This window comes from Flammeovirga agarivorans, from assembly GCF_012641475.1.
Classification (GTDB): domain Bacteria; phylum Bacteroidota; class Bacteroidia; order Cytophagales; family Flammeovirgaceae; genus Flammeovirga; species Flammeovirga agarivorans.
The window spans coordinates 66,607-80,704 of record NZ_JABAIL010000016.1; the positions used below are offsets into that span (position 1 = coordinate 66,607).

Below are 14,098 nucleotides of genomic sequence, written 5' to 3' on the forward strand. Positions count from 1 at the left end.
TATGTTAAATTAAACCGTTTCTACCCATGGATGATGTCGAGATGTTAGGTAAATAGTCGGGCGCTCCTTACTTTTGAAATAAGATATTTTGACTATTTAATACTTCTCGCAAGTGCATTGTACGACTTGACCTTAACATCTTGTAGTACTACATTTCCTTTGTGTAGATTATTTTAGGTTTAAAATATTTGTGTGGAAAACACCCTAGGAGGCATGCCGGCCATTTATCCTAGGGTGTTTTTGTATATATAGATTTAGTGATCAGATTACTTCCAATTCACCCCGATTTTTTCAAAATAAAACTTGATGTTTTCCTCTGTCGGAACTTTCATCATCTCTGCTAAAGGAGGAAATGCAGAAGGCTCATCGATAGGTTCCTGTGGGCGGTAACCTCTACGCATACTACCGCTGTATGCGACAGTATATGTATATTTCGTGTTAGTCTTCACCCCTGTTCTAGAATACTTGAAACAGAATGGAATTGGATCCCCATCTTCGTCAGTAAACTGAATGATTCTTTCTCCCGAATCTTCGTCAAGAACTGACTTCAAAGAGCCATGTAAATCTCCAAAAGCCCCAGAACTTAGAGCCATGTATTTTTCTGGGTAAACTCCTTGGTCAAGAAACTCTTTCGAGTCTTTATCCCACTCTCCACGGTGATCGCGGATCTTTATGAAAAATCGGGTACATGGGTAAATTAATTTCCCCTTCACTGCGGGATGCTCTGGACTAAGCCCACTGTATACGGTGTCCATCAAGCACTCTTCATGCGTTCCTTTAAAAGTTTGTCGTGGAAGGAATTCCTTTTGAAATCTTCCATTACTGTCTTTATAAGAAAACATAAACCCATCAACTGATAAGGGCATTTCTGGTTGGCATGTAATAACTGCCTGTGATTTGTTTGAGTGAGGGTCATCTGAGGATTGTAAAAACATTTCATAGATTTTTTCCTCAAATAGTTTGAAGAAGTGAGACTTCACTTTTGAGTTAACTAAGTCATCCCATGAATCTGTGTAACTCTCAGGTCTTTGGGGAGCTGAAGTTGTTGCTCTCCCTCTTCTTCTTGGTGTTGTCTTCGCAACTGTCGTCACTTCTGACGACTCACTTTTTCCTAAACTACGTCTTCTACGCATACTTATATTTTAAAATATTTGTGTGAAATTAAAGCCTAATTTTGCCGTAGGCTTTATGATATAAAGATAACTATAATTATCTTCAAAAACAAACTATAGGTTAAAAAAACGGAATGTCTTTAACCTCATTAAATTTGTTGGCAAAGTCTTGAGCATCTGTAAGATCGGTATCCTCTAACGTGAGAGAATACTCAAAATAATCGCTTGGGTTATTATAACATTCTAGAGCCTCTTCTTCGCTACAATCTCCTGGATCATTTGAAGAATAAATGGCAAACGAAATGTTTATGTGACTGTCTAACGCCTTGTATAATTTTTTTGCAGCACTTTCGCCTGCTATATCGTTGTCAAAAAACAAAACTACCTCTTCGAAATCTAGTAGTAGTAGTGCTTGATCTAAGGTGACTGAAGTTCCTAGAGTGGCTACTGCAGGAATGCCATATTGATCTAATCGCCAAACATCTGACTCCCCTTCTACAAGAGCGATTTTTTTAGCGTTAGATACCTTATCTAGATTGTATAGAAACTTTTTGCGTTCTAAAATTCCTTCTACATGAAATTCGCGATCTCCCTTAGCATTTATCCAACGAGTTTTTATAGCAACCACCTTGTTATTTTCAAAGTAGGGTATTGCGGTTACTCCTGTCGAAGCTTCTGCGATTAAAAATTTTCTTAGGGTCGTTCTTCGATAACCTCTGCTCAGGTACTCTTTCGATAACCTTCTGCAATCATGCAATAGGGGTTCTTTCTCTTGTATGACCTTGGCTACGTCTTCTTCTTCTTTTAAGTCTGTTACTATTTCGAAAGCTTCATAAGGCTCAACGCCTAAATGATCAAGAAAGCGGGTGAGTGTACCTGCTTCACCGCAACTAAAGCAGTTATACACTCCCTTCGCTGGATTAATGAACAAAGAACTAGAACCGTCTCCCTTTCCCCCTTCGCTAGAGTGATTTTCTCGGTGTATGCATTTACATCGAATTTCATTTCCCGCCAGCTTTGGGTTTAGGTCATTTTCTTCTAAAATTTCTTGTAGTCTACTCATACACCTCTTGTATATTTAAGGTTTGAGTTATGTAATCTTCAAGATCTTTATAACTCAACTCATGCTCCCTAAAAAATCTTTCTAAAGAAATTTTCATAACTTTTATAGACACCCTGGATTCATTTTGAATCAGTGTAGTGTATGCATTTATTATCTGCTCATTGGAAAGCCCTTCTGTATACATGCTTAAAATGTTTGGGTAATTTGGATAGTGCTTAAGTCCTGCTTTTGCTCAAGGAGATACTTTTCAATTTCCTCTTTGTCACTGTTTTGATATTTTGGAGGAATCGCACCTTCACAGATCAGCGATGCTATTGGTTCAATCCAAAATAGTGTAATTTTTCTCTGCCCCGTATGTGGCATAGGGCTTACCTTATATTTAATGTTCATCATGTCTTTTAAGTTTAAATATCCGTACTGAATACTATAATATTATAGCAGACAGCACGGAATAGTGGACACCTATTGTTATCTATGTCTTGTATTCTTTTCTACTTTTCGCAAGTTTCTAGCGATCTCACCTAAAGGGGCTTTTTTAAGTTCCCTTTGAAATGCAGAAAAAACTTTTGCAGAAGTGGCGGTAACCCTTGAATTACTGATCACAGCATTTCTTTGGAGAAGTACTCCAACCAATATTCCTATTGCCAAAACGACCATTGTTGGTTTGTATAATGAGGGATAGTAGTACACTAACCCTGCAGCAATGATCGCTACTAAGAGTACTAGTCCTGCAAAGAGTTTAGTAAGTTGATCATATGTATATCCTTTAACGCTGCTAGGGCGTTGAAATAATTCAGTCTGTAATGTTTCTCCTGACTCTCCGAACTCGGTTTCCATTCTCCCTGTATCCATAATTTTACTTGCTTTATATTGTTTTTTAAATCTGCTTTTAATTCCTCTAAAGTAGAGTACTCTCCAGCACTCCACCCTTCTAGTTGAGGATAGGATACTGTAAATTTCCTGCTAAAAGTGCGGACTACGAAGTAGTCAACTCCGTGTATGTTTCCTTTATCAAAAACTTCGAATTCTTGCATTCGAGTACCCCTATGCACTACTCCACCGACAACTCCCGTAATAGTGGAGGATTTCACATGCTCTTTAGTTCCTTTTTTCGGATATTTTGGGTAGCTAACCCTTTTAGGTAATTTCATAATAATTAGAATGTTACATGTGGAATTGCTGATCCTGAAGGGTCTGCTGAATCTTCTCCTTCTTTATATCCAAATTTCATGTCTACAAGATCAAGTTCGTACTCGCATGAAAGTTCATCCCCATCTCGTGTTTTTGCAGACTGAAGTCCGAAAGAATTTCTCACCTTCATTTCTGGTGTTTGATACCCCACTAAAAGAACATCAGCATCTTGAACTAACGCATCTGAGAATGCTACCGCCTTTTGTGCATCGAATGACGAATCAAATTTCTTTGATCCTTCGCCCTCTCTGTTCATTTGGGTAGTGTACACAATCGGTACATCAATTTCCTTAGCCATAATTTTCAAATCTCTTGAAATCGCTAGGATGTGTTCGTGGGTTGAATTTCCTCTAACTTTTCTAATCGCTTTTGCCTGGTATAAACCATCAATTAAAATGATAGAAGGCTTCCTTGCTAATGCAATCGCTTTCATTTCAGCAAGTGAAAAAACCTTATCCGCTACTAAGATTCGAGACTTTTTAGCGGAGATTCTCAAATACCTTGAGTAGGTTCTCTCTTCTGCTTTAGTAAGGGTTGCCTTGCTCAGTCTGTGATAGCTGACCTTTGAAAGCATAGAATCAAACCTTCTAATGATTTGGTCAAAAGTTAATTCTAGCGAAAACACTAAAATGTCCCCGTCTATCACTTCACCCTTTGCATTTGTATAGGGAAGTATTCGGTCAATTTGAACCATATGTTCGCAAGCAAGAAATGTCTTTCCTAAACCTGGTCGTGCAGCAATGCCATATACTTTTCCACGCTCCCATCCATGAAAAGCATCATCTAAGTGTTTGTGGCCTGTCGGAAGATAACGAATACCCTTATTGGACTTTGCCTCCGTGTATTCATCAAATCTTGAGTGCGAATTTTTGGATAAAGCTTCTATCGCTGAGTCCTGTGAAAAATTCACACTCTCAAGGATAGATGCCAATCCTTCTAGCTGCTTGGTAGTATCCTTTTCTTTAAGGATTTCAGGAACCCCTTCTCTTAAAGTTCTCGATAAAAAGTCCTGATGTATTTGGGTCCTTAAAAAAGCGTAAGCTTCCTTACCGTAGTAGGTTTGCTTTTCGACCTCTGCTAGAAAACTATCTGAAGGTAAACTACTATGTGTAGCGTAGTACTTCCTAATAGCTTCATACGCGATTTTTTCGTGAGGTAAAAGCCATTTTGTAGGTAAGGCGGAAAACTCCTGTAAAGAGTCTTCCACCAATACTTTTTTAAGATAAACTAAAGCATTTATCCTCATGATTTCAATCGTTTAAAATACTCGAAGTTTTCTTTAGAGATGTTTACGCGATAATCTTTGCCTCTAAGTCTACGCTGAACTGTAGATTCTAATACAAGAGATTTAAAATCCCTAGAATACTTTTCATGCAAATTTTCGGGCGAAAGGTTAGAAGTAAAGTGAGTTACCAATCCTGCTTGAACTCTAGTTCTCAAAAGACTATCAAGTGCTTGAAGAGAGATTCCTTGATTGTCTTCATACTCTTTCCCCAGATCTTCAATTAGCAAGTGCCAACATCTATGAGCCCTTTTGAAGCGCTCAAAGTTTACATTGTCTGTTGTATTTCCCCAATTGGCGGTCTTAAGTGTCATGATGTCTTGTGCGGAGATCATCATGATTCGCTTATCCCCAGGAAACTTTTCATAAACTTCTTTTAAAAGGGAGGTCATCAAATGAGTTTTACCTGTACCGTTATCACCCCATAGGAAAATTCCTACGGGGCGTTTCACAGTTTGATCTAAATTGTCTAGGTAAGGTGTAAAGAAGTCTTCAAAAAACTCCTCATTTGAAGGGTGAACATAAAAGTCTTCAAGAGACTTCATGACATAACTTTTCGGTATTCCCCAGACTTCGAAAAGGTTATTTTTGAGCTTTTCTTCGTACATACTTTTTTCCTCTTTCTGAACTCGATTTAAATCCTTCAGTATCTTTATTACTGTGTGCTGTGCTTCTTCTTCTTACGCGTTTTTTGGTAGAAGCTGAAGTGCCTGCTCTAACATGAGCTTCCACTTCTTTTGAGACTAAAAACAGTTTATCGATATTTAAAGGTTTAGAAGGCCAATACGCCTCATTGCTTTTAAGGAATTCATTCAGCATTTTAAAAAACAAAACCTTGTCTTTAATTCTCTTGAAGAGCTGCTTAAACTGACCTCTCTGTTTCATTGTAGGATTCGAAACTGTAGAGTCGCCAAGGAGGAGTGCAATGTAACCCAGTGTTGCATCGAAAAATTCTGTTTGTTGGATATATGCTATGTCCTTTGTAAGGATTGTAGCACACGCCAACATACTATTTGGTAATGCCCCGATGTTCTTATTGTACTCTTGCAATATCTTATGGAGGTAGGGAACCTCTTGTTTTGAGATCGTCTTTCCCCCAGAATTTAACGGAGATATGCTATCACTAGTACTATCATAGTAAGCCATCATCCACCCGTCTTCATGGCTTTTTACAAGCCCTTCTGCTTCAAGAGCAGTCATGTGTGACCCAAATTCAGGAATGATTTCTTCCATATCGTCACAGCACACAACCTCTGACTTTCCGATCAGAGTTGTAAAGCTTAATGCAGTGTAGAAACTGCGGATAAGCTTCGAATCCTTTGGGGACGGTAGAGTTTTAAACTCGTATAAAAGATTAAAGTTCTTAGCCATATCTATCCTATGTTATTGTCACTGTCATATTCCCTTGAGGAGTCTAGCCAACCATCTATGTGTTTTGCTAAGTGTTCCTCAAGAGTAGTTTTTACGAGATTAGAACAAACTTCTGCTGATTCAGTAGCTTCAAGAATATCCCTTTTAGTAGGATTTATCGGAAGCGTAATGCTAAGTTCAGAGGAAAATGAATTATAGTTCCCTAAGTTTTTAGTGAACTTTTGAGAAACAGTGACCGTTCTTTTTGGGTCCCCTACAGCACTGACCGTACTAGGATTCTCTACAGAATTTGTAGATGCCTGCTCTTTTTGAGCGCCAGAAGTTCTTCTTCTGCGTGGAGCTTTTTTTTCAGCCATTTCCTATAATTTTAAAGGTTATACAATCGTCTTTCATTATTAAAAGCCTTCACTAAGTCAGCTTGGACATGTGCACTTTTTATATCGAAAGACCTACCATACTTATCACGAATCACTTTGACTCGTTTTATTAGATAGGTACTATACAACTTTGCATGAACACTGCTGCTACCTAATTTTAACATTAAGTTTGATTGAGGAATAAGACCTTTTTTTAGATAGTTTCTTAGTGTCCTTGTAGTTACACCTAACGAGTATGCAAGTACGTGAGGGTAGTAACAATAAATAGCTTTGCCATTCACCATTACTACCTTTGGTTTTTCCTGAAATTTCATTTACTATTTCGTGGTCAATCGCTTCGTGGTTTTTTCTTCGAAAAGCTCCTCTGCTTTTTCTTGTGATATATCCCCTCGATTTAACAGACCCGTAATAGTCTTAGCATTGACTTTGTAAATTGGATCACCTAAAATTTTCTTTGAGAATTGCGGAGAGAATTCCGCTAAGATTTTCTCAACAGCTCCCTCTGCGAGAACTAAAGATGTAGAAACAGATTCAACTAATACCCCTGAGTCAGTTTTTAGTACCATGCCCCCTTTGCCATCCGTCTGGCCGTGATCCTCAATGATTGTGTTTATGGAAGGCCTCAGTTTAGCGATTTCTGCTTTGAGTTTTTTCTCCTCTTCTTTAAGGGCGAAGAAGTCTAATAAAATGCCCTTTTCTTTCTCAGTCATTTTGATCAAATATTTGTGTGAAAAAAATAAAAGGCTACTCCATGCCGAGAGTAGCCTCTAGTGTGTTACTTCAATTAATCCTCTTCTGCAGGGATTAAGTAATTTAGATTTTTACAGTTCTTCGAATCGAGAGTGACTTCCTCGTCCATTCCAACAAGCTTTACTACGTTTTTGCGGGCTTTTTTGCCTACAACTTCACCAACACAAACTTCCCCTTCGAACTCAATCTCAATAAGGTCATCCTTAGCTAGTGCTGAAAGGGTCGTCTCCTCTCTGGCAACATCGTTCATGTCGATACCCAGAGTTTCTTCTACCAGCTTAAAGTAGTCTTCATCCGTCATTCCTTCTTCGACTTCAGAATCTTCTTCACTAGTTTTTGCTTCTACATTCCCCAAAAGCATGTCAGCCATTTCAAACTCTGATGTTTCCTCGTCTTCAATTTGAATGATCTCGAAAAACTTGTCTTCATCAACTACAATGGATGCCTCAAATTGTTGGAAGATTTCTGTTGCAAGTGTCTCCCAATTATCGTCCGATGCCTCAAACGTTTTTGCAATTTCATCTGCAAGCTCTTGCTTTACGTCCCCTTGTTGTTTTTTAGTTCTTCTGTTCGAAGATGGCTTAGCCTTCTGATTCTTTGTTGTTTTCGCAGGCGCCGTCTTTTTAGTTGGTGTTTTAGGTTTCTTTTCCTCTTTAGGAGCTGACTCTGTAGGTGCGTTTTCAAGGTGAGGTACGTCCATAAGAGGTAAGTAGATTACTCCCTCATCATCTTGGATCGTGTCGATTGATACGCCCGATTGGAATACTGCTGTAAGGTTTGAACGAAGAGTTAATTTTCCCTTTTTCATTAGATCAAAATATTTGTGTGAAACATGCACTAACTTTTAGTGCTTTAAATTATTTATATAAGTCATTATAGTTTTTACATCGAAGATGCCGCTTCCTATGTAAACTAAAGTAAATTTTAAAAATATAGAGAGAGGTTTCTCACGCCTCTCTCACACCAATGTTACTTTAAAAAAACGTATTATGATCAAATAATGCTTTTATTATTATAGTAACGAGAGCAAGATATATAATTCCTAGCTTAAATTCTACTATTACTATTTACAATAAGATTATTTACAGATTAAATCCTTAGAAAATTACCTAATTATACTTACCTGTCTTTGCTACCTTTGGTAAGTATTTTAATGACTTGTAGTACATTCCTGTATGTAAATCATTTTCCCCTATAGGTATCCAAATTTCAGGTTCCTTTTTATTACTATATTTCCTTAGTATTCTTCCTCCCGCCTGCTCTGGATCTCCAACAACAGACAAAAAGATTAAGGTATCAAGCCGTGGTATATCTAAACCTTCAGAAGCAATTGTATCTATCCCAAAAATAATTCTGGCTTCCTTTTCTAACTGCTCCTGTAATCGTGGTGATTCCTTAATTTTCTTATACGTCTTAGATGTTAGCAGTATTGGGTCAAGTTCTGACACCTGATTAAACAAAGCCTCTAATTGAGCTATCCTTTTACCAAGGACTAATATAGCCCTTCCTTCAGTATGTTTTTTCCTGATTAATTCTAGAAACTCATTATTCCTTTCCTCAAAGGATCCCATCGCAGTCTCTAAATGTACGTATTCTAATCTTTTTTGAAATATCTTATTCAACGATAGTAGCTCTTCTGTCCCTAGTGATTCATCATTCTCACTTCTTATGCTTTCTTCATCGTTAGAACAATAGATAATATTTTCTTTGTAGGTGTGGATACCTGGGATATTAAAGTTCTCTACCTGACTTACAAAATCCTTACTGAATTTACCTGCAAAAACAACCTTATTCTTTGGGGTAAATGTGTGTAGTGTAGCCTTTTCAGATTCAGGTCTGCCTTCAGTAATAATTACATCCTGAAAATGTTTAATAATTTGCTCCTCCATCCCGTCAGACCTTCTTAGAGTAGCAGTTAGTCCTAATCGATACTTCATTGGAAGCTTAAAGAAGGATGGAAGTAGTGTCTCACACCCTGTTCGGTGCATTTCATCAAATACAACTAACCCAAATGAGTTTACCCAGGTATCTTTCGGATTAAATCTACTCTCAAAAAGATCATAGGTCATCACAACAATATCATAGGCTTCAACTATTGAGTTAATTGTATTTTTTTTACTAGCTAAAAGTTTTGTACTAGCTATAATGCCTACTCCTTCTCCTAGAAACGTATTTATTGAATCTAAAAATTGATCGGCAAGCTGTACTTTAGGAACTAATATAAGTGTCTTTTGCTGTAGCTTTGAGATCGTATAACATGCTGAAACAGTTTTACCAAAACCACACTCGGCAACAAGTATTAAGTCTGTTTTTGTACGATATGATTTAAGCAGTTTCGCTAAGGGAGGTTCTTGGTTACTTCGAAGAGTAGCGGTAAAATTGTATGATGCATGAACAGATTTTGTCAAGTCGAAATCTATTTGATTTGAAAACCTATGCCTCAGCCCTCTCGGTACTAGCATATGATCCTCCAGATCGATGAAATTCTGACGAACTTTAAATGAAGTATAGTCTTTCACGGTTTGCGAAAGCTCCTCCACTAAACTCTCATCATAATTCACGTAGATTGATGACTTAACATAACTCAACATATTCACTCCCTTTTTTTGCTAAAATTTTGTTCAATGTTCAATTTACGAACTTCTGCTCGTTTTTTCAACATTGTTTCGCTTTCGGATAAACTTACAAAATTAGAAGTACTAAGGTTGGGTTGACATTGTTTTAGTTGGTTTGTCACTGATCTTATAGCATCTAAGATTCCTTGTTTTTTTAAAGGAAGGGGTAATTCATCCACTCCGCTTCTAGTCAAACTTCGTAGGTTTCTGTCGGTAAGTTTTTTGTGAGCATTCACCCACTTTTCAGCTTCTTTTTTTGTGGAAAACACTTCTAGTTCCTGGTTAAAGTGTGCCACGTAGAATTTGTATGAACAAGAATTCATCTTCTCATGTTAGTTTTTAAATTTAATTTAATGTCTTACAATTACTAACATTTTGTAATTATTTACAAATAGTAACAAGACTTTTATAGTTCTTTTTTTATAAAAAATATCACTAAAAGTTCCATATCCTTTACTTTTTATAAGCATCTATAACAAAAAAGTATATATTTGCTATACTATTTGGTTAAACTTAAAAACGTTTGATATGGACTTGTTGAATAAAAAAAGGTCAGTAAGGTTAAATGAATACAAAAAAGAATTCCAATCTGTACCCTTTGATCTGCTCTATCGCCCTATCTACAATGCATCCAGCATTGCAACTTATGTATTTCCTCTATTCTCCTTTTCGTTAGCTGCGTATTATCTGACAACACGCATGCCTTTCGAATCCCCAATATTTGCAGCTGTACTTTCTATTCTATTTGCAGTATTTATCGAATTCTTAAAAGGTAAGAGTATCACGTATTTCTTTAAAAGTTTTTATAGAAAAACAGATACAACCGCCATCGGTGTATTAGCCTCTACCCTACTCTGCATGTCAATTGCTGCAAGCTTTTTTGGAGCTATCGACCTAAAGAAAGATACCGATGTAAAACATAAGGAGTTTGTTGAAAATCTAAACACAAAAAGACTAGCTCTTGCTGAAAAACAAATGCATGAAAGACGAAGATTGCAGACTGAGTATGAAAAGTTCGTAGAAGCAAATACCGTATACTTTGGTAAAGACGATAATGGAAAGAAAAAATTTGGTCTAAACTCAAGATCTATAAAAACCTCTAACGCCTTCCAAAAACGAATTTCTGACCTTCAACAAAAACATGAAAAATCCTTACAGGAGCTTACAGAAACTAATAAAGTTCTTATAAGTGATTCTAAAAACGACCTAACAGAATCTATAATAATGTTTGCTATAATAGCACTGCTTATTGATCTCTTTATAGCAACATCAAATTGGTTCCGAGTTTACTACAAATACAAGTCTGCTGAAGAATTGATCTTTGAAGAAAAATTTGGTAAAGAGTTGGATGAAGAACCTCTGGAGCCGGATCCTGAACGAATGCCAACAGTAGGGGAAGTTTCCTTACAAAATGAATCTGCAAAAGTAATCTCTATAGTCAATGATTTGAGAAAGGGAATAACACACAATAAAACACTGATGGAAAAGCACAAAACAAACCCACGAACAATAGCAAGAGCAAAGAAATTTGTAGCCTCATAAAAAGTAATAGGAGAGTGTAATTACTCTCCTTTTTTATTGGATTTGAAGATTATTATAGTTATCTTGAAATGTAATAATTCATAAGAATGGAAAACGAATTTCTAAACATACTTGGTAGTCTTTGGGGTACAGATATAGCCTATCAAGAAAGCCCTGAAACTACAAAATTGATCCTAAAAGCGATGGAGAAAGCATTCGCTTTGGGAAGACAGGACAACTTCATACAAGTAGATCTACAAACTCCTAGTGAGTTAATACCCGTGCTTGCGAAAATATCGCATCTCTCCAGCTTAGGAACCTCAGAGTATTATGAGGTTGTCTATTACTCAGAGTCGGGATGGAATTCTTACGCAGGAAGTAAAACCTTTGACGATGGGGAAAAAGTTCTGTCTTGGAAGTATTGTACATAGAATTAATAAATAGTCAGAATAAATCTATCAGTAAGGGAGTAGTCACTACAAGGTTTTAAACCTTTCAGAAATTTTCTGATCCCTTACTAATCAAAAACTAATAAGATGAAGAAGGTAAGTTTTAACATAAGCCCACCTGTACCTTGCACAGAAGAGCAGTTTCGAGAGTGGATTGAATACAACTTGGGAGCGATTGCTTCAATAAGTCTAGATAATCCATTGTCAGATTTTGAGTTGGAGGTGACTAATTACCTACAAATTGAAATAGATTAAGCTATGATTGAAGAACTATTAAGCAGTAACCTATCTCGATTGAGTATAGCTGCAAATCTCGATGTAGAACAAGTAACTCTCCGTTTAAAAGCTGTCTTAGAAAATAGAAAGTTAGTTGCAAAACAGCTACTTAATCTTACTCACAATGAGGAGGAACAAATAAAGCAGCTCTCCGAAATTTTAAAGTACCATGATGTTACAATATGTAAACTACTTGGGATGAAACCTTAAGTCTTTAACGTGGAGCAATGCAAAAAAATAAATACCTGGTATGGTGGAATTCAATGGCTGACAAGTCAGAATAGAAATACTACTGAAAGACACCCTAACCAATTAACCGAAACCGAGATTCAAGAGATTTATAAACTACGTTTTAGAAATTGAATATGATAAAGCTTTACAGATACACCCAAGGAAATGTCCTGAATTCTGAATTTGGTTTTCCGGATATTTCTAAACCTATCCTCAGCGAGTTTGAGGTGATCACAGAAACAGATAAGGGATATTGGATTAAGCCCTATAAGAAAGACGATGGAATAACCTTCACATCTGGAGTTTACTTCTTCAATAAAAAATGGGTCCCAAAAGAGGGTGTTAATCTTTTTGCCTTTACAGAAAAAAATAAAGCAATGTTCAATTTAAAAAAACGAACAGAGAAAAGAATTAAAATTTTGCAAAGGCAGATGTTGCTTTCAAAGATGACTTTAAGGATGGTTGAAAATGAAAGTGTTTAGGGTAAATAAAGAGAGTGCGGGAAGGTACGTTCCTCAGATGCAATTCAAATTCAGAGGTAGATATAAAAATATTCTACGAAAAAGCGGGGAGATTGCATTCAGAACATTTAAAGAAGCTGACTTATTTCATAAGAAATTGAACTACGAAAAAGTTCAAGAACAACTAAAAACAGCTATACTAGTCGATTAAATGCTATGGATAAAAAAGATAATACAGCTAATAAATCTAGTGTATTAGATAATAACCTATCAACTGATACGCATCGATGGGTTTGTGAAAAAGAGGGTAAAATACTAATACGCGGGAGTTGGAGTAATAGACTTCAATGCAATGGGTGTGGTAATTGGTGCTTTGTCCATTCAGCTAGTGATGGAAAGTATTATTGCGGTGAGTGTAAAACTACAGCGGTAAAAGAGGGGGATGCGATACTCTGGTAATATGTAATTAGCTTGGGTATTTAAGTTATAAAAAAGTTTAGGTAAATTTTATAGACCATGCAAGGAAGAGTAAAGTTAGACAAGACCCAAAAACATACCATGTGGGATTTAACTAAAGACGAAAAGGAGTTACAGAAATCCTATGAGGGGAAACCTTATCAACGAGTCCAATGTAGCTTATGTGTTTTTGAATACACACACTGTAGAGATAGACACTTAACCTGTAAAGAAAAGGGGGGGTTTTGGACATAATTGTAGTTAGTATTGAGTATAAAAATTTGTTTTTTACATGAAAATAGAAACTAATAAGAACGGAGAAATAATACTAAAAGAGGTTTATTCTAGTATAGGATTAGAGTCTGACAACAAAGAACTTCTTGACATTTGTATGAGAGATTCGGGTTTTGAGTTTAAGTACAACGGACAGTTGTACGAAGCCAAACAGGGTAAAGTTAGAAAACTAAAAGGGCAATTAGATACTGCTAGTGATAGTTCAGAACTTGCTAAAGCTAAAGAAGAGCATGACCAATACAAGAATCTGTGGGAACAAATTCAAGAAAGTTTAGATGAAATGAATGAAAATCACACTTTAAAATCTGATTCAGCTTTAATTGATGATATAACCGAATTTGGTAGGGGCGTTATGGAAATTCATAGCGCGGATTTAGAGCGATTAATAAGAGAAAAACATCTATTAGAAGAAAAGGTAAACTCCTTAATAGAATTGATAAATACTAAAGAAGCAATTGAAGAATATTCTGAAAACATAAATGAATGCAGAAAAGAATTACTTTTATCAGCTATTTGTCAATATACAAAACGCAATACGCAGAAAGAAATACAAGAAGTTGAGAAATGGATAGAAACTGATTTCAGAAAGTAATTGTGGCTAACGATTAGTATATGAAATGTGGAGCAAAGCGGAATTAAATAATGAAAT

General features: G+C 36.4%; 20 protein-coding genes. 7 read left to right on the forward strand and 13 right to left on the reverse strand.

Features of this window, described 5'->3' with window-relative positions:
• Positions 1 to 266: 266 nt before the first annotated feature.
• The 13 genes from HGP29_RS27225 to HGP29_RS27285 form a co-directional block, all read right to left on the reverse strand.
• Positions 267 to 1,133 (reverse strand): hypothetical protein, encoded by an 867-nt coding sequence (locus HGP29_RS27225; RefSeq protein WP_168885638.1) that lies wholly within the window; start codon positions 1,131 to 1,133, stop codon positions 267 to 269.
• A gap of 100 nt (positions 1,134 to 1,233) precedes the next feature.
• Positions 1,234 to 2,175, reverse strand: coding sequence for a toprim domain-containing protein (locus HGP29_RS27230; RefSeq protein WP_168885639.1), 942 nt, complete (start codon positions 2,173 to 2,175; stop codon positions 1,234 to 1,236).
• A gap of 186 nt (positions 2,176 to 2,361) precedes the next feature.
• Complete coding sequence (locus HGP29_RS27235) at positions 2,362 to 2,568, reverse strand: hypothetical protein (protein WP_168885640.1); 207 nt, start codon at positions 2,566 to 2,568, stop codon at positions 2,362 to 2,364.
• 75 nt (positions 2,569 to 2,643) lie between these two features.
• Positions 2,644 to 3,027: a hypothetical protein gene (locus HGP29_RS27240; RefSeq protein ID WP_168885641.1), complete on the reverse strand. Its 384-nt coding sequence runs from the start codon at positions 3,025 to 3,027 to the stop codon at positions 2,644 to 2,646.
• Between the two features lie 304 nt (positions 3,028 to 3,331).
• The gene (locus HGP29_RS27245) at positions 3,332 to 4,276 is read right to left on the reverse strand and encodes a DnaB-like helicase C-terminal domain-containing protein (RefSeq protein WP_168885642.1); all 945 of its coding nucleotides are present in this window, start codon (positions 4,274 to 4,276) and stop codon (positions 3,332 to 3,334) included.
• A gap of 332 nt (positions 4,277 to 4,608) precedes the next feature.
• The gene (locus HGP29_RS27250) at positions 4,609 to 5,193 is read right to left on the reverse strand and encodes a DnaA ATPase domain-containing protein (protein WP_211093434.1); all 585 of its coding nucleotides are present in this window, start codon (positions 5,191 to 5,193) and stop codon (positions 4,609 to 4,611) included.
• Between the two features lie 37 nt (positions 5,194 to 5,230).
• Positions 5,231 to 5,881: a hypothetical protein gene (locus HGP29_RS27255; protein WP_168885644.1), complete on the reverse strand. Its 651-nt coding sequence runs from the start codon at positions 5,879 to 5,881 to the stop codon at positions 5,231 to 5,233.
• A 140-nt stretch (positions 5,882 to 6,021) separates the two neighbouring features.
• Positions 6,022 to 6,375 carry a hypothetical protein gene (locus tag HGP29_RS27260; RefSeq protein WP_168885645.1) on the reverse strand — a complete coding sequence of 118 codons (354 nt, stop codon included), beginning with the start codon at positions 6,373 to 6,375 and terminating at the stop codon, positions 6,022 to 6,024.
• Positions 6,376 to 6,386: 11 nt separating this feature from the next.
• Entirely contained in the window at positions 6,387 to 6,710 is a 324-nt protein-coding gene (locus tag HGP29_RS27265) for a MerR family transcriptional regulator (RefSeq protein ID WP_168885646.1), read from the reverse strand.
• Between the two features lie 3 nt (positions 6,711 to 6,713).
• Positions 6,714 to 7,106: a hypothetical protein gene (locus tag HGP29_RS27270; protein WP_168885647.1), complete on the reverse strand. Its 393-nt coding sequence runs from the start codon at positions 7,104 to 7,106 to the stop codon at positions 6,714 to 6,716.
• A 74-nt stretch (positions 7,107 to 7,180) separates the two neighbouring features.
• On the reverse strand, positions 7,181 to 7,954 hold the full coding sequence (locus HGP29_RS27275; RefSeq protein ID WP_168885648.1) for a hypothetical protein: 774 nt from the start codon (positions 7,952 to 7,954) through the stop codon (positions 7,181 to 7,183).
• A 301-nt stretch (positions 7,955 to 8,255) separates the two neighbouring features.
• A complete protein-coding gene (locus tag HGP29_RS27280) occupies positions 8,256 to 9,737 on the reverse strand; it encodes a DEAD/DEAH box helicase (protein WP_168885649.1) in 1,482 nt (493 codons plus the stop codon).
• 2 nt (positions 9,738 to 9,739) lie between these two features.
• Positions 9,740 to 10,057, reverse strand: coding sequence for a hypothetical protein (locus HGP29_RS27285; protein WP_211093435.1), 318 nt, complete (start codon positions 10,055 to 10,057; stop codon positions 9,740 to 9,742).
• A gap of 232 nt (positions 10,058 to 10,289) precedes the next feature.
• Between HGP29_RS27285 and HGP29_RS27290 the strand changes: the two genes are divergently transcribed.
• The 7 genes from HGP29_RS27290 to HGP29_RS27320 all read left to right on the forward strand — a co-directional run bounded on the left by HGP29_RS27290 (position 10,290) and on the right by HGP29_RS27320 (position 14,041).
• Complete coding sequence (locus tag HGP29_RS27290; protein WP_168885651.1) at positions 10,290 to 11,303, forward strand: hypothetical protein; 1,014 nt, start codon at positions 10,290 to 10,292, stop codon at positions 11,301 to 11,303.
• A gap of 86 nt (positions 11,304 to 11,389) precedes the next feature.
• The gene (locus HGP29_RS27295) at positions 11,390 to 11,713 is read left to right on the forward strand and encodes a hypothetical protein (protein WP_168885652.1); all 324 of its coding nucleotides are present in this window, start codon (positions 11,390 to 11,392) and stop codon (positions 11,711 to 11,713) included.
• Positions 11,714 to 11,818: 105 nt separating this feature from the next.
• The gene (locus tag HGP29_RS27300; RefSeq protein WP_168885653.1) at positions 11,819 to 11,986 is read left to right on the forward strand and encodes a hypothetical protein; all 168 of its coding nucleotides are present in this window, start codon (positions 11,819 to 11,821) and stop codon (positions 11,984 to 11,986) included.
• A gap of 3 nt (positions 11,987 to 11,989) precedes the next feature.
• Entirely contained in the window at positions 11,990 to 12,217 is a 228-nt protein-coding gene (locus HGP29_RS27305; protein WP_168885654.1) for a hypothetical protein, read from the forward strand.
• 155 nt (positions 12,218 to 12,372) lie between these two features.
• Positions 12,373 to 12,720: a hypothetical protein gene (locus tag HGP29_RS27310; RefSeq protein ID WP_168885655.1), complete on the forward strand. Its 348-nt coding sequence runs from the start codon at positions 12,373 to 12,375 to the stop codon at positions 12,718 to 12,720.
• Complete coding sequence (locus tag HGP29_RS27315; protein WP_168885656.1) at positions 12,707 to 12,910, forward strand: hypothetical protein; 204 nt, start codon at positions 12,707 to 12,709, stop codon at positions 12,908 to 12,910. The genes HGP29_RS27310 and HGP29_RS27315 overlap by 14 nt, the downstream gene beginning before the upstream one ends.
• 537 nt (positions 12,911 to 13,447) lie before the next feature.
• Entirely contained in the window at positions 13,448 to 14,041 is a 594-nt protein-coding gene (locus HGP29_RS27320) for a hypothetical protein (RefSeq protein WP_168885657.1), read from the forward strand.
• Positions 14,042 to 14,098: the final 57 nt, after the last annotated feature.